This window comes from Nonomuraea sp. B12E4, assembly GCF_039871825.1.
Classification (GTDB): Bacteria; Actinomycetota; Actinomycetes; order Streptosporangiales; family Streptosporangiaceae; genus Nonomuraea.
This window is the reverse complement of sequence record NZ_JBDPME010000005.1, coordinates 372678-390347: the sequence shown is the minus strand read 5'-3', so window position 1 is coordinate 390347 and position 17670 is coordinate 372678. Positions and strand designations below refer to the sequence as shown.

Annotated in this window: 15 protein-coding genes; 4 read left to right on the top strand and 11 right to left on the bottom strand. The window is 70.2% G+C overall.

Annotated features, from left to right (window positions below; genetic code table 11):
- Entirely contained in the window at positions 1-888 is an 888-nt protein-coding gene (locus tag ABGB18_RS15490; protein ID WP_347696171.1) for a peptidylprolyl isomerase, read from the top strand.
- 56 nt (positions 889-944) lie between these two features.
- Here the strand turns inward: ABGB18_RS15490 and aspS are convergent, their stop codons facing one another.
- From aspS to ABGB18_RS15475, 3 genes are all read right to left on the bottom strand, one after another.
- Positions 945-2690: an aspartate--tRNA ligase gene (gene aspS / locus ABGB18_RS15485; RefSeq protein WP_347696170.1), complete on the bottom strand. Its 1746-nt coding sequence runs from the start codon at positions 2688-2690 to the stop codon at positions 945-947.
- 64 nt (positions 2691-2754) lie between these two features.
- Positions 2755-4014, bottom strand: a complete 1260-nt coding sequence (hisS, locus tag ABGB18_RS15480; protein ID WP_347696169.1) for a histidine--tRNA ligase — start codon at positions 4012-4014, stop codon at positions 2755-2757.
- Positions 4014-4694 (bottom strand): MBL fold metallo-hydrolase, encoded by a 681-nt coding sequence (locus ABGB18_RS15475; protein ID WP_347696168.1) that lies wholly within the window; start codon positions 4692-4694, stop codon positions 4014-4016. Before ABGB18_RS15475 ends, hisS begins: the two co-directional genes overlap by 1 nt.
- Before the next feature lie 138 nt (positions 4695-4832).
- Here ABGB18_RS15475 and ABGB18_RS15470 point away from each other — a divergent pair, with 138 nt between their 5' ends.
- From ABGB18_RS15470 to ABGB18_RS15460, 3 genes are all read left to right on the top strand, one after another.
- The gene (locus ABGB18_RS15470; protein ID WP_347696167.1) at positions 4833-5702 is read left to right on the top strand and encodes a peptidylprolyl isomerase; all 870 of its coding nucleotides are present in this window, start codon (positions 4833-4835) and stop codon (positions 5700-5702) included.
- A gap of 62 nt (positions 5703-5764) precedes the next feature.
- Positions 5765-6994: a DUF349 domain-containing protein gene (locus ABGB18_RS15465; RefSeq protein ID WP_347696166.1), complete on the top strand. Its 1230-nt coding sequence runs from the start codon at positions 5765-5767 to the stop codon at positions 6992-6994.
- Positions 6995-7084: 90 nt separating this feature from the next.
- Positions 7085-8173 carry a cupin domain-containing protein gene (locus tag ABGB18_RS15460; protein ID WP_347696165.1) on the top strand — a complete coding sequence of 363 codons (1089 nt, stop codon included), beginning with the start codon at positions 7085-7087 and terminating at the stop codon, positions 8171-8173.
- A gap of 25 nt (positions 8174-8198) precedes the next feature.
- Here the strand turns inward: ABGB18_RS15460 and ABGB18_RS15455 are convergent, their stop codons facing one another.
- The 8 genes from ABGB18_RS15455 to ruvC all read right to left on the bottom strand — a co-directional run bounded on the left by ABGB18_RS15455 (position 8199) and on the right by ruvC (position 17619).
- Positions 8199-10391 (bottom strand): bifunctional (p)ppGpp synthetase/guanosine-3',5'-bis(diphosphate) 3'-pyrophosphohydrolase, encoded by a 2193-nt coding sequence (locus ABGB18_RS15455; RefSeq protein WP_347696164.1) that lies wholly within the window; start codon positions 10389-10391, stop codon positions 8199-8201.
- A 207-nt stretch (positions 10392-10598) separates the two neighbouring features.
- Positions 10599-11117, bottom strand: coding sequence for an adenine phosphoribosyltransferase (locus ABGB18_RS15450; protein WP_347696163.1), 519 nt, complete (start codon positions 11115-11117; stop codon positions 10599-10601).
- A 600-nt stretch (positions 11118-11717) separates the two neighbouring features.
- Positions 11718-12704: a protein translocase subunit SecF gene (gene secF / locus ABGB18_RS15445; RefSeq protein ID WP_347696162.1), complete on the bottom strand. Its 987-nt coding sequence runs from the start codon at positions 12702-12704 to the stop codon at positions 11718-11720.
- A 1-nt stretch (position 12705) separates the two neighbouring features.
- Entirely contained in the window at positions 12706-14463 is a 1758-nt protein-coding gene (secD, locus tag ABGB18_RS15440) for a protein translocase subunit SecD (protein WP_347696161.1), read from the bottom strand.
- A gap of 91 nt (positions 14464-14554) precedes the next feature.
- The gene (yajC, locus tag ABGB18_RS15435; protein ID WP_347696160.1) at positions 14555-14941 is read right to left on the bottom strand and encodes a preprotein translocase subunit YajC; all 387 of its coding nucleotides are present in this window, start codon (positions 14939-14941) and stop codon (positions 14555-14557) included.
- 211 nt (positions 14942-15152) lie between these two features.
- Positions 15153-16184 (bottom strand): Holliday junction branch migration DNA helicase RuvB, encoded by a 1032-nt coding sequence (gene ruvB / locus ABGB18_RS15430; protein WP_347696159.1) that lies wholly within the window; start codon positions 16182-16184, stop codon positions 15153-15155.
- A gap of 117 nt (positions 16185-16301) precedes the next feature.
- Complete coding sequence (ruvA, locus tag ABGB18_RS15425) at positions 16302-16922, bottom strand: Holliday junction branch migration protein RuvA (RefSeq protein ID WP_347696158.1); 621 nt, start codon at positions 16920-16922, stop codon at positions 16302-16304.
- A gap of 166 nt (positions 16923-17088) precedes the next feature.
- Positions 17089-17619, bottom strand: a complete 531-nt coding sequence (ruvC, locus tag ABGB18_RS15420; RefSeq protein WP_347696243.1) for a crossover junction endodeoxyribonuclease RuvC — start codon at positions 17617-17619, stop codon at positions 17089-17091.
- Positions 17620-17670 lie beyond the last annotated feature (51 nt).

Sequence of the window (17670 nt, the reverse complement as noted above, 5' to 3'; positions counted from 1 at the left end):
GTGAGCGGCGACGACGACCGCAAGAGCGAGCTGGCGCGCGAACACAAGGAGCGGCAGGAGAAGCGCGCGGCCGAAGAGACCTCGAAGACGAGGCGGAACACCTTCATCGGCGCCGGGGTGGCCGTGGTCGTGGTCGCGGGCGGCATCTTCGCCGCCACGACGCTCGTCAACAAGGACCCTGAGCCGGCCGCGGCGGCGGCGAGCGCTTCGCCCTCGGCCAGCGCGAGCCCGTCGCTGCCCACGCCGTCGAGCTCGCCGGCCAAGAAGGGGCCGGTGACCTGCACGTACAAGCGGGACGACTCGGTGCCGAACAAGTTCGTCGGGCTGCCGGGCAAGAAGCCCAACATGAAGCTCAAGAAGATGACGATCGTCACCAACCGTGGCACGGTCGGCGTCGACCTCATGACCGATGCCGCGCCGTGCTCGGTCAACTCGCTGAGCTTCCTGGCCAAGAAGAAGTTCTACGACAACATGAAGTGCCACCGCCTGGTCACGCCCGACGTGTCCGGTGTGCACTTGCTCCAGTGCGGCGACCCGCAGGCCAAGGCCGACGGCAAGAACCCGACCGACGGCCAGGGCACCGCCGGCTACATCTACGGCGACGAGAACATGGACCTCCCGCTGGTCAAGGGCGTGGTGTTCATGACCCAGCCCGGTGACGCCGCGGGCCACAACAACAGCCAGTTCGCCATCTCGCTGTCGGACGAGAACACCCAGATCGGCCAGGGCTACAACGTCGTCGGCATCGTCAGCGAGGGCATGGACATGCTGCTCGGGCTGGCCAAGAGCGGCCAGGACCTGATCGTCAACCCGAACGACATCACCGGCGACGGCGGCACGACCGTTCCCAAGAACCCGGTGATCATCAAGCGGATCACCTTCTCCTGACCCACGAAAAAGGTGCGGCGGGCGTTCGACACGCCCGCCGCACGCTTTTTGTGCCGTTACGGCTTGGGCTGGGCGTCGACGCCCGCCTCCTTGCGCTGCTCGGAGGTGATCGGCGTGGGCGCGCTCGTGAGCGGGTCGAAGCCGGAGGCCGTCTTCGGGAAGGCGATCACGTCACGGATCGAGTCGCCGCCGGACAGCAGCATGCAGATGCGGTCCCAGCCGTAGGCGATGCCGCCGTGCGGCGGGGGGCCGTACTTGAACGCCTCCAGCAGGAAGCCGAACTTGCTCTCCGCCTCCTCCTTGGAGATGCCCAGCACGTCGAACACACGCTGCTGCATCTCGGCCCGGTGGATACGGATCGAGCCGCCGCCGATCTCCATGCCGTTGCACACCATGTCGTAGGCGTAGGCCAGCGCCTGCCCGGGGTGGTCCTGGAAGTTGTCGGCCCACTCCGGCTTCGGCCCGGTGAACGGGTGGTGCACGGCCGTCCAGCCGCCCTCGCCGCCAGACTCATCAGACACAGGCTCGAACATGGGGGCGTCCACCACCCACAGGAACGACCACAGCGACTCGTCGATCAGCCCGCAACGCCGGCCGATCTCCAGCCGGGCCGCGCCGAGCAGGTCGCGGGCGGCGTTCGGGGCGCCGGCGGCGAAGAAGACCGCGTCGCCCGGGTTGGCGCCGACCTTGGCGGCCAGCCCGGAGGTCTCCTCCTCCGACAGGTTTTTCGCGACCGGGCCGCCGAGCGTGCCGTCCTCCTGGACCAGCACGTAGGCCAGGCCCTTGGCGCCGCGCGAGCGGGCCCACTCCTGCCAGCCGTCGAGCTCCTTGCGGGTCTGCGAGGCGCCGCCCGGCATGACCACGGCGCCGACGTAGTCGGCCTGGAAGACGCGGAAGGAGGTGTCGGCGAAGTAGTCGGTCATCTCGACCAGCTCCTGGCCGAAGCGCAGGTCTGGCTTGTCGGAGCCGTAGCGGGCCATGGCGTCGGCGTACGTCATGCGCGGCAGCGGCGTCGGGAGCTCGTAGCCCACGATCTCCCGCCACAGCCGGCCGATCAGCTTCTCGCCGACCTCGATGACGTCCTCCTGGTCCACGAAGGACATCTCGACGTCGATCTGGGTGAACTCCGGCTGCCGGTCGGCCCGCAGGTCCTCGTCGCGGTAGCACTTGGCGAGCTGGTAGTAGCGCTCCAGGCCGGCGACCTGCAGGAGCTGCTTGAAGAGCTGGGGCGACTGCGGCAGGGCGTACCAGTTGCCGGGCTGCAGGCGGACCGGCACCAGGAAGTCGCGGGCACCCTCGGGGGTGGAGCGGGTCAGCGTCGGCGTCTCGACGTAGACGAAGCCGAGCTCGTGCATCACCTCGTTGGCCAGGTAGGTGGCCTTGGAGCGGGTGCGCATGGCGGCGGCCACCTGCTGGCGGCGGATGTCGAGGTAGCGATACTTGAGCCGCGCCTCCTCCGAGACGCCCACGTTGCCCTCGATCGGGAACGGCAGCGGCGCGGCCTCGCTCAGCACGGTCACCCGGTCGGCCACGACCTCGATCGCGCCGGTGGGCAGCTCGGGGTTCGCGTTGCCCTCCGGCCGCACCCTGACCTGGCCCTCGACCTGCACGCAGTATTCGGCGCGCAGGTCGTGGGCGTGGTCCTCCTCGCGGAAGACCACCTGCGCCGAGCCGGAGGCGTCACGCAGGTCGATGAAGACGACGCCGCCGTGGTCCCGGCGGCGGGCCACCCACCCTGCGAGTGTCACCTGCTGCCCGGCGTGCTCCTCGCGGAGCGACCCGGCGGTATGCGTGCGGATCACTGGACTTTCCCTTCGTACGGGTAGGAGAAGGGCGGCGGCGACCCGGCGCGCGCCGGCTGGCGGATCACTGCACTTTTCCCTTCAAAACATCAACGACCTTGGTCAACGGCACCTCGGTCTGCTCAGCGGTGGCCAGGTCTTTCAGTTGCACGGCCTCGGCTGCGAGGTCACGCTCGCCCAGGATCAGCGCGAACCGGGCGCCCGAACGGTCGGCGCCCTTCATCGCGCCCTTGAGCCCCTTGCCGCCGAAGGCCATGTCGGCGCTGACGCCCGCCTGGCGCATCTCGCTCACGAGCAGGAACATCCGGCGGCGCGCGTCGTCACCCAGCGGGACACCGTACACCTGGACGCGCGACTCCGCCGCGTCGTCCAGCAACCCCTCGGCCTCCATGGCCAGGAACGTGCGGTCGACGCCCAGCGCCCAGCCGACGCTGGGCAGCGGCGGGCCGTCGAGCATCTCGCTCAGCCCGTCGTAGCGCCCGCCGCCGCCCACGGCCGACTGCGAGCCGAGCCCGTCGTGCACGAACTCGAACGTGGTGCGCGTGTAGTAGTCGAGCCCCCGCACCAGCCGGGGGTCGTCCTCGAACGCGATCCCTGCGGCGCCCAGCAGCGAGCGGACCTCCTCGTGGTAGGCCTCGCAGGCCGCGCACAGGTGGTCGACGACCAGGGGCGCGCCGGTGAGCTGGGCCTGCACCTCGGGCCGCTTGTCGTCGAGCACCCGCAGCGGGTTGATCTCGATCCGGGCCCTGGTGTCCTCGTCGAGGTCGAGCCCGCGCAGGAACTCCTGCAGGGCGGCGCGGTAGGCGGGCCGGCAGGTCTTGTCGCCCAGCGAGTTGAGCAGCAGCCGGACGCCCTTGAGGCCGAGCGAGGTGAAGCCGCGCACGCCGAGCGTGATGATCTCGGCGTCGAGCGCCGGGTCCTCCGAGCCGAGTGCCTCGGCTCCGACCTGCCAGAAGTGGCGGTAGCGGCCCTTCTGGGCACGCTCGTAGCGGAACTGGCTTCCCGAATACCACAACTTCACGGGAAGCTGGCCGTTGTGCAGGTTGTGCTGGAGAACCGCGCGCACGACAGATGCTGTGCCCTCGGGGCGCAACGTCAGGGAGCGTCCCGCCTTGTCGGGAAACGTGTACATCTCTTTGGAGACGATGTCCGTTGACTCGCCTACGCCCCTGGCGAACAGCTGTGTGTCCTCGAACACCGGCGTCTCGATGTAGCCGTAGCCCGCTCCGCGCAGCGGTGCGGCCAGCGCCTCCCGGACGGCCAGGATCCGCTCGGAGCGGGGTGGCAGCCAGTCGAAGGTGCCTTTCGGTGCTTGGAAGCTCATTAGATCCCTCGCGTGGGACCGGCGTGCGGCGCCGCCTCTTTCAAGTATGGGTTGGCGGCTCGCTCGTGGCCGATCGTGGTCTGTGGTCCGTGCCCCGGCAGCACGACCGTATCGTCAGGCAGCGGCAGACACTTGGTAGCCAGGCTGCGCAGGATGGTCGCGTAGTCGCCGCCGGGGAGATCGCTGCGGCCGATGGAGCCGGCGAACAACAGGTCGCCCGAGAACATGATCTCGTCGTCGGGCAGCCGGAAGCTCACCGACCCCCTGGTATGGCCGGGTGTGTGGTCGACCACGAGCTCCAGGCCCGCGAGCCGCAGGACCGCGCCGTCGGACAGCTCCCGCACGTCGTCGGGCTCGCTCAGGGTGAGGCCGCCGAAGAGCTGCGCGCTCGTGTCCGACCAGCCCGCGGCCGGGTCGGTCAGCAGGTGGCGGTCGTCGGGGTGGATCCACGCGGGGACGTCACGCGCGCCGCAGACCGGGGCCACCGACCAGACGTGGTCGAGGTGACCATGGGTGAGCAGGACGGCGACCGGCTTGAGCCGGTGCTCGCGCAGCAGCTCCTCGACGCCGTCGGTCGCGTCCTGACCAGGATCGACGATCACGCACTCCTCGCCGGCGGCGGGCGCGACGACGTAACAATTGGTCTGGAAGGCCCCTGCGGGGAAGCCTGCGATGAGCATCTGCCTCAGGTGATCTCGTCGAAAAGCCAATGGGAATGTAACCGAAGGGTACCGGTGCGGGTCGCCGGGCTGCGAATCATTACCCGTTGGCCGATACGATTCGCCCACCTCAGTTGATTGACTATGGGAGGCAAAGCGGTGACCACGGGGAAGGACCGGCAGAAGCAGCTGGCGCGCGAGCACTACGAGCGGCAGATGCAGCGCCGCGTAGAGCGCGAGCAGAAGGCCAAGCGCACAGCGATCATCGGCTCGACCGTGGGCGTGGTGATCGTGGTCGGCGGCATCGTGGCCGCGGTCGCCATGCTGGGCGGCGGCGACACGGCCACGGAGGCGGCCGCCTCGCCCTCGGCGTCTCCCGCGGACACCGCGGCGGCACCGCCGAGCGCCGGGCCCAAGCCCTATGACGCGGCGGCGGGCACCTGCGACTACGTCCCGGACACGGCGGGCGGTCAGGTCAAGGACGTCGGCATGCCGCCGGCCAAGGTCAAGAACACACCCGCGACGAAGACGATGACGCTCAAGACGAACCTCGGCGACATCGTGGTCGAGCTCAACAACGCCAAGGCGCCCTGCACCACCAATTCGCTGGAGTTCCTGGCCAAGAAGAAGTTCTACGACGGCAGCAAGTGCCACCGGCTCGGCAGCGCCCAGTTCCCGATGCTGCAGTGCGGCGACCCGACGGCCAAGGCCGACGGCAAGAGCCAGGACGGCGCGGGCGGCCCCGGCTACGTGATGGCCGAGGAGAACCTCCAGGGCGCCCAGTACAAGCGCGGCGTGATGGCGATGGCCAAAACCCAGGCGCCGGGCAGCACCGGGAGCCAGTTCTTCCTCGTTTTCGGAGACATCGGACTCACCCCGGATTACACGCCGGTGGGTACGATCACCAAGGGGCTCGACATCCTGGACAAGGTGAACAAAGCAGGCGTCATAGCCGACATGGGGGACGGGACTGGGGCACCCAAGCAAACCGTCGAAATCAAAGACGTGACAATCGCCGGCAAGAGCTGACGTAATACAAACTAGGGACGAAGTAGTCCCGAAGGGTCTGATGGATAGTGCGGGAGGACACGGTGAGCACCGACCCGTGGGGCCGGGTAGACGACGACGGCACCGTCTACGTGCGTACGGCTGAGGGAGAGCGAGCCGTCGGCTCCTGGCAGGCCGGTGAACCCGAAGAGGCACTGGCCTACTTCCATCGCAAATACGACGAGCTGGCCGGTCAGGTGCAACTGCTGGAGCAGCGCGTCAGAGGCACCGACCTGGCTCCGGCCCAGGCGGAGGCGAGCATCGCCAAGCTGCGCGAGGCCGTCGCCGACGCCCACGCCGTCGGCGACCTGGCCGCCCTGACGGCCCGGCTCGACGGCCTGACCGAGCTGGTCGGCCAGCGCCGAGAGGAGGTCCGGGCGGCCCGTGAGCAGGCACGGGCCGAGGCCAGGGCGGTCAAGGAGCGCATCGTCGCCGAGGCCGAGCGCATCGCCGACGAGACCACCCACTGGAAGTCCGGCGGTGAGCGGCTGCGCCAGCTCGTCGAGGAGTGGAAGGCCGCCGACCGCATCGACCGGGTCACCGAGGCGGCGCTGTGGAAGCGGCTGTCGGCCGCCCGCACGGCTTTCGCCAAGCGGCGCAAGCAGTACTTCGCGGGGCTCGACGAGCAGCGCGAGGGCGTACGCGCGGCCAAGGAGCGCATCGTGGCCGAGGCCGAGGCCATCGCGGACTCGACCGACTGGGGGGCGACGGCGGCGATCTACCGCGAGCTGATGCAGCAGTGGAAGAACGCCGGCCGGGCCTCGCGCGAGGCCGAGGACGAGCTGTGGGCCCGCTTCAAGGGCGCCCAGGACCAGTTCTTCCAGGCCCGCTCCGCGGTGTTCGCCGAGCGGGACGCCTCCCTGGCGGCCAACGCCCAGATCAAGGAGGAGCTGCTGACCGAGGCCGAGAAGATCCTGCCCGTCACGGACGTACGCACGGCCAGAAACGCCCTGCGCCACATCCTGGAGCGCTGGGAGGCCGCCGGGCCGGTGCCGCGCGAGCAGCGCGACCGCCTGGAGGGCGGCCTGCGCAAGGTGGACGAGGCCGTGCGCAAGGCCGAGGACGCCGAGTGGAAGCGCTCCAACCCCGAGGCCAGGGCGCGCGCCCAGAGCACGGTCGACCAGCTCCGCACCTCGATCGAGCAACTGGAGAAGCGCCTGTCCAAGGCGCAGGCCGCCGGCCGCGCCAAGGACGTCAAGGAGGCCGAGGAGGCCCTGATCGCCCGCCGCTCGTGGCTGGAGGAGGCCGAGCGCACGCTGGCCGAGTTCAGCTGACGCCGTCCGGCCGGGGATCGCGGCTGAGGCTTTCTCCCGGCTGAGGCTTTAGGGCCACGCGGTCGCGCCGCGTGGCTCTAGGCTGGCGGCATGGATCCCGTCAGCGCCGCGCGTGCCCTCGTCGAGGAGATGTTCCCCGGCGCCCTGTACGCCTACGTCGGTGGCAGTGTGCTCACCGAAAGCCGCACCAGCACCTCCGACCTCGACGTCGTGGTGGTGCTCGACGGCCTGGCGAGACCCTACCGCGAGTCGCTGCGCTGGCGTGGCTGGCCGGTGGACCTGTTCGTGCACAGCGAGACCAGCCTGACCGCCTACCTCGACAAGGACTTCGAGCGGCGGCAGCCGAGCCTGGCACGCATGTGCGCCGAGGGCGCGGTGCTGACCGACCGCACCGGCGGGCGGGCCAGCGACCTGCAGAGCGCCCTCGGCGAGCGCCTGACGGCCGGTCCCGGCGGCCTGACGACCGCCCAGACCGAGCGGGCCCGCTACGCGCTCTCCGACCTGCTGGACGACCTGGCGGGCACGACGGATCCCGGCGAGCAGGCGTTCATCCGCTGGGAGGTCGTGCAGACGGCCGCGCGGGCGGCGCTGGGCGTGGGGCGCAGGTGGCAGGGCAGCGGCAAGTGGCTGCTGCGCGAGCTGCGCGCGCACGACCCGAAGCTGGCCGACGAGCTCCTTTCCGCCCGCGACGACCCGGCACGCCTGGCGGCCGTCGCCTCGGAGGTGCTCGAGCGGGCGGGAGGGCGCCTCTGGGAGGGTTACCGGGCCGAGGGCGACCCGTTCCACCGGCCGCTGGGTCACATCGCCGCTGGGGAGCTCTCGGGCGATACGGCGCAAAGCTCCGGCATGCGCCGGCTGGCCGCGATCAGTGGCGCGACCACCGGTTCGTCGCGCCTGTGGATGGGCCAGACCCACGTGTCCCCCGCCACCCGCTCCTCCGACCACCACCACGGGGCTTCGGAGACGGCCATCTACGTGGTCAGCGGCACGCCGTCGTTCGTGTTCCTGGAGGACGGCGAGGAGGTGCGCCACGACACCCGGCCCGGAGACTACATCTACGTCCCGCCCTACGTCCCGCATCGCGAGGAGAATCCCGACCCGTCGCAGGAGGCCGTGGTGGTGATCGCGCGCAGCACCCAGGAGGCGATCGTGGTCAACCTCCCCAGCCTCGCCGGTTAGCGCCCGGCGCGGCCGGCCGCCCGCGTCAGCCGCCCGCGCCGCTCACGCGGTAGACGTCGAAGACGCCCTGGATGCTGCGCACGGCCTTCAGGACGTGGCCCAGATGCTTGGGGTCGCCCATCTCGAACGTGAACTTGCTGATCGCCACCCGGTCGCGGGAGGTCGTGACGGAGGCGCTCAGGATGTTGACGTGCTGGTCGGAGAGCGTACGTGTGACGTCGGACAGCAGCCGCGGCCGGTCCAGCGCCTCCACCTGGATCGCCACCAGGAAGACGCTGTCGTCGCTCGGCGACCAGCTCACCTCCACCAGCCGGTCCGGCTGCGCCTTGAGCTGCTGCACGTTGGTGCAGTCGGCCCGGTGCACCGAGACGCCGTGGCCCCGGGTGACGAATCCCACGATCTCGTCGCCGGGGACCGGGGTGCAGCACTTCGACAGGCGTACCCAGACGTCGGCGTCGCCCGCCACGACGACACCCGCGCCGCCACCGCCCCGGGGGCGCCCGCGCAGCCGGGTCGGCAGCGAGGTCTCGGCGATGTCCTCCTCGGCGCTGTCGACGCCGCCGATCGAGGCCACCAGCTTCTGCACGACCGCCTGCGCCGCGACGTGGCCCTCCCCCACGGCCGCGTAGAGCGCGGACACGTCGGGATAGCGCAGGTCGCGGGCCAGCGCCAGCAGCGCCTCGCCGGACATCAGCCGCTGCAGCGGCAGGCCCTGCTTGCGCATGGCGCGGCCGATGGCCTCCTTGCCCGCCTCGATCGCGGTCTCGCGGCGCTCCTTGGAGAACCACTGCCTGATCTTGTTGCGGGCGCGGCCGGACTTGACGAACTTCAGCCAGTCGCGCGACGGGCCGGCGTCCGGCGACTTGGAGGTGAAGATCTCGACCGTGTCGCCGTTGCCGAGCCGCGACTCCAGCGGCACCAGCCGCCCGTTGACCCGCGCGCCGATGCAGCGGTGACCGACCTCGGTGTGCACGGCGTAGGCGAAGTCGACCGGCGTGGCCCCCTCCGGCAGGGCGATGACCTGCCCCTTCGGGGTGAACACGTAGACCTCGGACACCGACAGGTCGAACCGCAGCGACTCCAGGAACTCGCCCGGGTCGGAGGTCTCCTTCTGCCAGTCGAGGAGCTGGCGCAGCCAGGCCATGTCGCTGCCCGGCTTGACCTTGCCCGTGGGGCCGGGGGCGCCGACCTCCTCCTTGTATTTCCAGTGCGCGGCCACGCCGTATTCGGCCCTGTGGTGCATCGCGTGGGTGCGGATCTGCAGCTCGACCGGCTTGCCCTCGGGACCGATCACTGTCGTGTGCAGCGACTGGTACATGTTGAACTTGGGCATCGCTATGTAGTCCTTGAACCGCCCGGGCACCGGATTCCACCGCGCGTGGATGGTGCCGAGCGCGGCATAGCAGTCGCGGACGCTGTCGACCAGCACGCGGATGCCCACCAGGTCGTAGATGTCGTCGAAGGCCACGTCGCGGGCGATCATCTTCTGGTAGACCGAGTAGTAGTGCTTCGGCCGGCCCTTGACCACGGCCCGGATCTTCGCCTCGCGCAGGTCGCCGGAGACCTTCTCGATGACCTCCTGCAGGAACAGGTCGCGGCGCGGGGCCCGCTCCGACACCATGCGCGCGATCTCGTCGTAGCGCTTGGGGTAGAGCATCGCGAAGGCCAGGTCCTCGAGCTCCCACTTGATCGTGTTCATGCCCAGGCGGTGGGCCAGCGGGGCGAAGATCTCCAGGGTCTCGCGTGACTTCTGGTGGCGCTTGTGCTCGGGCAGGTAGCGCATGGTCCGCATGTTGTGCAGCCGGTCGGCCAGCTTGATGATGAGCACGCGGATGTCGCGGGACATCGCCACGACCATCTTGCGCACCGTCTCGGCCTGTGCCGCGTCGCCGAACTTGACCTTGTCCAGCTTGGTGACGCCGTCGACCAGGTTGGCGATCGTGTCGCCGAAGTCGCCACGCAGCTCGTCGAGGCTGTAGGCGGTGTCCTCGACCGTGTCGTGCAGCAGCGCGGCGCACAGCGTCTCGTCGTCCGTGCCGAGCTCGGCCAGGATGGTGGCCACGGCCAGCGGATGCGTGATGTAGGGGTCGCCGGACTTTCGCTTCTGGTCACGGTGGTGATAGGCGGCCACGTCGTAGGCCCGCTCGATGACGCGCAGATCCGCCTTGGGGTGGGTGGCCCGGACCGTCCGGAACAACGGCTCCAGCACCGGATTCATGGCCCCACCCCCAAACCGCCTTCGACGCACCGCTGGAACGCCGGCCGCCGCCTCGGCATTGCCGGAGTCGGTTACGTCGGGCGCGACCACATCACGGGGCACACAGACTCCTCATGCAATGGCTCCCTCCGCCAATGCTCCCTTGCCTTCGAGTCCAGATCCCCCAAGTGTATCCAGGTGGTGTGCCTGGACCGCCGCGGGCCGGGCTCAGACGATCACGAGGGAGTGCAGGTCCACTCCCTCCAGGCGCTCACGTCCCTTGAGAATGCCCAGCTCCATGAGCACCGCGATGCCGGCGACCTGGGCTCCGGCCCGCTCCACCAGCTCCACGGTGGCCTTGGCCGTGCCGCCCGTGGCCAGCACGTCATCGACGATGAGCACGCTGTCGCCGGGGGTGAAGGCGTCACGGTGGACCTCTAGGGTCGCGGAGCCGTACTCCAGATCGTAGGACTCTTCCAGGGTCTCGGCGGGCAGTTTCCCCTTCTTGCGGACCGGTACGAACCCGGCCGCCGCCCGATACGCCACAGGAGCCGCCAGAATGAACCCGCGCGCCTCGATGCCGACGATCTTGTCCACCTGCCGGACCCCGGCCAGCGCGTCCACCACGGCCACCAGCGCGACCGGGTCGGCCAGGAGCGGGGTGATGTCCTTGAACAGGATGCCCGGCGTGGGGTAGTCGGGGACGTCCCGGATCCGGTCCAGGATCATCGTGCTCAGCTCACTCATGGCGATTCCCTCGCATTCCTACCGGCCACGTGCCGGGCACCATGATGGTGCATCCCGACCCGCGACGGAGCCGCCCCCGGCCGAACCCACCCCGACGGCCGACCCCAGGCCGCCCCTCCACAGGCCCCGCACCACCTCCGACCAGCCCCGGGCAACGCCCCCCGGCCAACGCCCCCCGGCGGGGCTCCGGACAACGCGCCACGACACTTCAAGGCCAGAGCGCCACGCCACCCCGGCCACCGCCGGACGGCGTCCTCGCGACAGATGCGCACGTGCCGTCACTGCCCAGCGCCGAGTTCCTGCGTCTTCCCCGCGTCGGACGTGCACGTGCGGCGCGGTTCGGCACCGGATCGCCCGCGCCGGATGCCCTGGCTGGGGTCGCCTGCGGCTGTCCTCCCACGCCGAACGACGTCCGTCGCGCCCCAGGACGTCCTCTACGGCACCACAGGCAGCCCCTGGGGCCCGATTGGTCCCTCCTCGGGGGAAGAGCCCCCAGTGCGTCATAAGCCCCTTACGAGGCCCTCCAGGCCCTTGAGCGCGGCGACGCCCCCGGTCCCACGAGGGACCGGGGGCGTCGCGACGGCGTGAGGCCGTGGGCGCTCAGCCCTTGGCTACTGCTGCGCTTTTGGAACCCTTTCCACCACCGGTGGAGGCCAGCCGCCGGGCGATCGCCTGGTATTTCGGCTCCCGCTCCTTGAGCGTCACCAGCAGCGGCGTGGCGACGCACAGCGACGAGTAAGTTCCGACGATCATGCCCACGAACAGCGCCAGCGACAGGTCCTTCAGCGTGCCCGCGCCGAGCAGGGTCGTGCCGATGAACAGGATGGCCGCCACCGGCAGGATCGCCACCAGCGAGGTGTTCAGCGACCGGATCAGCGTGTGGTTGAGCGCGTTGTTGGCCGCCATCGAGTATGTCTGCTTCGAGGTGTGCCCCAGCTTGGCCGTGACCTCCTTGATCATGTCGAACACCACGACCGCGTCGTAGAGCGAGTAACCGAGGATGGTCAGGAAGCCCAGCAGCGTCGCGGGCGTGACCTCGAAGCCCGACCAGGCGTAGATGCCGGCCGTGATGACGAGGTCGTGAATGAGCGCGACGATCGCGGCCAGCGCCATCTTCGGCTCGAACGCCATCGACAGGTACAGGATGATCGCGACCATGAAGACCGCCAGGCCGATCCAGGCCTTCTGCAGGACCTCACCGCCCCAGGACGGGCCGATGGCCTGGACGCTGACCTGGCCGACCGGGGTGTTGTAGTCCTCGGCGATCGCGGACTGCAACTGCTCCCTGGTGTTCTCGGGCAGGGCCTCGGTGGTCACCCGCCAGCCGTTGGTGCCGGCCTCCTGGACGATCGCCTGATGCACGCCCTCGTCGAGCACGGTCGCGCGGACCTGCTCGACGGTGGCCTGCTCGGACTTGAACGTGAAGACCGTGCCGCCCTTGAACTCCACGCCCAGGTTGAGCCCGTTGATCAGCAGGCCCGCGATCGAGATCAGCAGCAGGAAGCCCGACAGGCTGTACCAGAGCTTCCACTTACCGACGAAGTCAACGTCGATCTCGCCTCGGTAGAGGCGGCGCCCCAGTCCCATCTCAGGCCTCCTGCGGAGTGGTCGTGCGGCCGGTCGAACCCGCCTCGCTCATGCGCTCGGCGTCCAGACCCGACAGCGGGTGCCCCTTGGCGAAGAACTTCAGCCTTGCCAGCAGGGCGATGAACGGCTTCGTGAACAGGAACACCACCACGATGTCGATCAGCGTGGTCAGGCCCATCGCGAAGGCGAACCCGGCCACACCGCCCACCGCCAGGAAGTAGAGCACGATCGCGGCGATGAACATGACGGCGTCGGCGATCAGGATCGTGCGCCGGGCACGGACCCAGGCCACCTCGACGGCCGCCCGGAGCGACCGCCGTCCTTCCTTCATCTCATCACGTATGCGTTCGAAGTACACGATGAAGGAGTCGGCGGTGATGCCGATCGAGACCACCAGACCGATGATGTGCGGCAGCGACAGCCGGAAGCCGGCATTGTGGCCGAGCACGACCACCGCGGTGTAGGTGAGGATCGTGGCGACCACGAGGCTCAGCACCGCCACGATGCCGAGGCCGCGGTAGTAGAGCATGCAGTAGACGACCACGAGCAGGAGGCCGATCAGACCCGCGATCAGGCCGCCCTGGAGCTGGTCCTGGCCCAGCGTCGAGGAGACCGTGTCGACCGAGCTGCGGTTGAACTTGAGCGGCAGCGCGCCGTATTTGAGCTGGTCAGCCAGGTTGGTGGCGCTGATCTGGTCGAACCCGCCGGTGATCTCGGCCCGGCCGCCGGGGATCGGGCTGAGGATGTTGGGGGCGGTGATGACCACGCCGTCGAGCACGACCGCGACCTTGTTGCGCGGCTCCTGGGCGTTGTAGGCGGCCGTGGTGAGCGTGCTCCACTCGGCCGCGCCCTTGCTCTTGAAGTCGAGCTGGACCACCCACTCGGTGGTGCCCTGCTGGACGCCCGCCGAGGCCGTGTCGATGTCGGTGCCGACGACCTTGGCGACGTCTAGCACGTACTTGAAGCTGCCGTCGGTCTCACAGGCGGCGTACTGCTTGTTCGGGTCGTCCTGGACGCCCTGGCCGCGGTTCTTCGGGTTGGCGCAGTCGAGCTTGTTGTACTGGGCCAGCACCGCGGGGTCGATGCCCTCGGTGTTCATGCCCGCGTTGGGGTCCTGGGCGGGCGGCGCGCTGGGCTCGCCGGACGGGGACGCCGTCGGCGTGGCCTTGGCCTGCTGGCCCTTCGTGCCGTTCTTCTGGCCGTCCTGCCGGTCCTGCTGCTGGCCGTTCTGCGTGGCCGGGTCGGCCACGGACGGCGACGCGGCGGGGGACGGCGCGGTCAGGGCGGACGACAGTGCCTTGCCCGTCGGGGAGGTGCTGGGCTTCGGGGCCGTGGCGGACTGCGAGGCCTTGGGGCTGGCCGGCGTGGAAGGCGAGGCCGACCCGCTCGGGGTGGGCGCGTTGGTGGCAAGCTCCTGCGGCACCTGCGTGGGCTCCATGGCCAGCACCTGGCGGAAGCGCAGCTCCGCGGTGGTGGCGACCAGCGCAATGGCCTCGCTCTGCCCGACCCCTGGGATGGAGATGATGATGTTGTCGCCGGACTTGGCGACCTCCGCGTCGGAGATGCCGGTGCCGTTGACCCGCTCGCGGATGATGTTGACCGCGCGGTCAAGGATCTCCTCCGGCGGAGACGCGTTGTTCAGAGTCACCGGAGACAGAGTCACCGTCGTGCCGCCGGCGAGGTCGAGTCCCAGCTTGGGCGTGTACGCCTTCTGCAGGAGCATCGTCCCGCCCAGGGCGAGGATGAGCGCCAGAAGCACGAGGAGCGTGCGCCCCGGTCGGCTGTGGCTGCTGGTCGGTCGGGCCACTGGTCGTCGATTCTTTCAGATAGAGGTTTGTCGCAGAGCTTAGTCAGGACTGCTTCGTGCTGGAGTCCTGGTCTCCGTTGCGATCCACGGCGGCCTCGGACTCCTTGGTGCCCTCCTCGCCGAGCCCGGCCTCCTGACCTGCCGGTTCGACGCTCGCCGCGTCGCCGGGCGTGACGACGCGGCCGATGGCAGCCTTCACCCAGCGAGTTTCGATCCCGGGTGCGACCTCGAGGATCACGTCCTCATTGTCCACAGCGACCACCGTACCGAACAGGCCGGTTGTGGTCATGACTCGCGCGCCGGGCGTAAGGGAGTTTTGCATTTGAACCGCCTCTTGCTGGCGCTTGCGCTGGGGGCGGATCAGCAGGAAGTAGAACACCACCACCAGAAGAATCAGCGGCAGGATGCTACCGAGTTGTCCCATGTCCATAAGGGGCGACCTTCCATGTTCGTACAAGGAGTTGACACCGGCCTCGTGCCGGAAATTCCGCATGGCGCCACGGGCCGTGCCGCTCAGCCCGTCAGCCTACACAGCCAGCCAAGCCACGGAGTGTAGGCGCTTGTTGCGAAACGCGGCAACGAGGCAGCGTTTCGGCGCGCGGGGAAGTTCCCAATTCGAAATGGTTGCAACCGTTCTGTGATCAGTCGGAAAGAGCGGCTCCGAACGCGCCGGGGGGCGGGGTCATGCCCAGATGGCTCCACGCGGCCGCGGTGGCGACCCGGCCGCGGGGAGTCCTGGCCAGCAGTCCCTGGCGTACGAGGAACGGCTCGGCCACCACCTCGACCGTCTCCGGCTCCTCGCCCACGGCCACCGCCAGCGTCGACAGGCCGACCGGCCCGCCGCCGAACTTGCGCAGCAGCACCCCCAGCACCGCCCGGTCGAGCCGGTCGAGCCCCTCGGCGTCGACCTCGTAGAGGTTGAGGGCGGCCGAGGCGATCTCCTGGTTGATCACCCCGTCGGCGCGTACGTCGGCGAAGTCGCGCACCCGCCGCAGCAATCGGTTGGCGATGCGGGGCGTGCCACGGGACCTCCTGGCGATCTCGTGGGCGCCGTCAACCGGCAGCGCGACGTCGAGCAGCTTGGCCGACCGGTAGAGCACCTGCTCCAGCTCGCCGACCTCGTAGAAGTCCATGTGCGCGGTGAACCCGAACCTGTCGCGCAGCGGCGCGGGCAGCAGCCCTGCCCGCGTGGTGGCGCCGACCAGCGTGAACGGCGCGATGTCGAGCGGGATGGCGGTGGCTCCGGGACCCTTGCCGACGACGATGTCGACCCGGAAGTCCTCCATGGCGAGGTAGAGCATCTCCTCGGCGGGCCTGGCCATGCGGTGGATCTCGTCGATGAACAGCACCTCGCCCTCGCTCAGCGTGGACAGAATGGCGGCGAGGTCTCCGGCGCGCTCCAGCGCGGGGCCGGAGGTGATCCTCAGCGGCGCGTTGAGCTCGGCCGCGACGATCATGGCGAGGGTGGTCTTGCCGAGGCCGGGGGAACCGCTCATCAGCACATGGTCGGGGGGCCGCCGGCGCCGCAGCGCGCTTTCGAGCACGAGCGAGAGCTGCTCGCGCACGCGGCCCTGGCCGATGAACTCGCCGAGCCGCTTGGGGCGGAGCGCCGCCTCGATCTGCAACTCGTCGCCCTCGGCATCGGGCGAGACGAGCTCACGCTCGATCCCCACGCCGGCACCTCCTCCCGGCAGCCCTCAAGCCGGCGACGTCCGGCCCGCCGCACCACGGCGATGCGCCGCCCGGGGCCGGGCGGGTCCCGCCGTGCGGGGCGAGGTGGCGGGTGGTGATCATCGTACGCTCAGCGCCCGGAGGGCGGCCTTCAGGAGGACGGCCACCTGTGGCTGCCGGCCGGCGGCGAGGTCCGCGTCGGCCTCCGGCTCCACGACGGCGACGGCCTCGTCGGCGTCCTTGCTGGAATAGCCCAGCCCCACCAGGCCCGAGTGGACCTGCTCGCGCCACACCGCCACCCGCCGATCGCCGTTGAGCGCGGCGTTGACCGCCTCCTCCGGCGTGCCGAGGCGGTCCTTCAGCTCCAGCACGATGCGCTGCGCCCCCTTCTGGCCGATGCCCGGCACCTGCGTGAGGGCCTTGAGGTCGGCGCCGGCCACGGCGACCCGCAGCGCGTTGGGCGTGTGCACGGCGAGCATCGCCAGGGCCAGCTTGGGCCCGACGCCGCTGGCCGTCTGCAGCAGCTCGAACACGGCCCGCTCGTCGGCGGCGGCGAACCCGTAGAGGGTGAGCGACTCCTCCCGCACCACGAGCGAGGTGGCCAGCCGGGCTTCCTCACCGACCCGCAACGTGGCCAGGGTGCCTGGTGTGCAGTGGGCGAGAATCCCGACCCCACCGACCTCGATCACGGCCCCGTCGGGCGCGATCGCCGTCACCCTGCCCGCCACTGACGCGATCACAGCGCCCCTCCCACCGTCGTTTCGTCCACCGGCCCGGCACCGTCCATCGTCCCAGCCACCGACCCCGCACCGGCCATCATTCCAGCCACCAGCGCAACGGCTCCCGCTTTCGGCCGGGCTCTCGGCCCGGCGCCGGTCGCCGACCCGGCGCCCGCCGCGCGGCCGGTCACGGCCTGAGGTCCTTGATCTTGGCCTTGGCCAGTGCCGCGGCGAGGCGGTGCTGGGCGCCGCCGCGCCAGACGTGGCAGATGGCCAGGGCCAGCGCGTCCGCCGCGTCGGCGGGCCTGGGCATCTCGGACAGGCGCAGCAGCCGGGTCACCATGGCGCCGATCTGCTTCTTGTCGGCGGTGCCGCTGCCGGTGATGGCCGCCTTGACCTCCGACGGCGTGTGCAGCGCCACGGGCAGCCCGCGCCTGGCCGCGCACAGCACGGCGATGCCTGCGGCCTGCGCGGTGCCCATGACGGTGCGCACGTTGTGCTGGCTGAAAACGCGCTCGACCGCGACCGCGTCGGGGCGGACGTCGTCGAGCCAGCGCTCGATCCCGGCCTCGATGCCGACGAGCCGCGCGCCGAGCTCCTCGTCCGCGCCGGTGCGCACCACCCCGACCGCCACCAGCGTCAGTGGCGCCCCGGGACGCCCCTCGACAGCGCCCAGGCCGCACCGCGTCAGCCCCGGGTCGACGCCCATCACCCGCACCGGCATGCCTCCCCGCGCCGCCGAACACCTGTTCGGCACGAGACTTTACCC

What these genes read in the sequence shown, in the direction of transcription:
- yajC (WP_347696160.1), bottom strand. Translation starts at nt 14,941, where the DNA reads ATGGACATGGGACAACTCGGTAGCATCCTGCCGCTGATTCTTCTGGTG.
- secF (WP_347696162.1), bottom strand. Translation starts at nt 12,704, where the DNA reads ATGGGACTGGGGCGCCGCCTCTACCGAGGCGAGATCGACGTTGACTTC.
- ABGB18_RS15450 (WP_347696163.1), bottom strand. Translation starts at nt 11,117, where the DNA reads ATGAGTGAGCTGAGCACGATGATCCTGGACCGGATCCGGGACGTCCCC.
- ABGB18_RS15460 (WP_347696165.1), top strand. Translation starts at nt 7,085, where the DNA reads ATGGATCCCGTCAGCGCCGCGCGTGCCCTCGTCGAGGAGATGTTCCCC.
- ABGB18_RS15475 (WP_347696168.1), bottom strand. Translation starts at nt 4,694, where the DNA reads ATGCTCATCGCAGGCTTCCCCGCAGGGGCCTTCCAGACCAATTGTTAC.
- hisS (WP_347696169.1), bottom strand. Translation starts at nt 4,014, where the DNA reads ATGAGCTTCCAAGCACCGAAAGGCACCTTCGACTGGCTGCCACCCCGC.
- ABGB18_RS15455 (WP_347696164.1), bottom strand. Translation starts at nt 10,391, where the DNA reads ATGAATCCGGTGCTGGAGCCGTTGTTCCGGACGGTCCGGGCCACCCAC.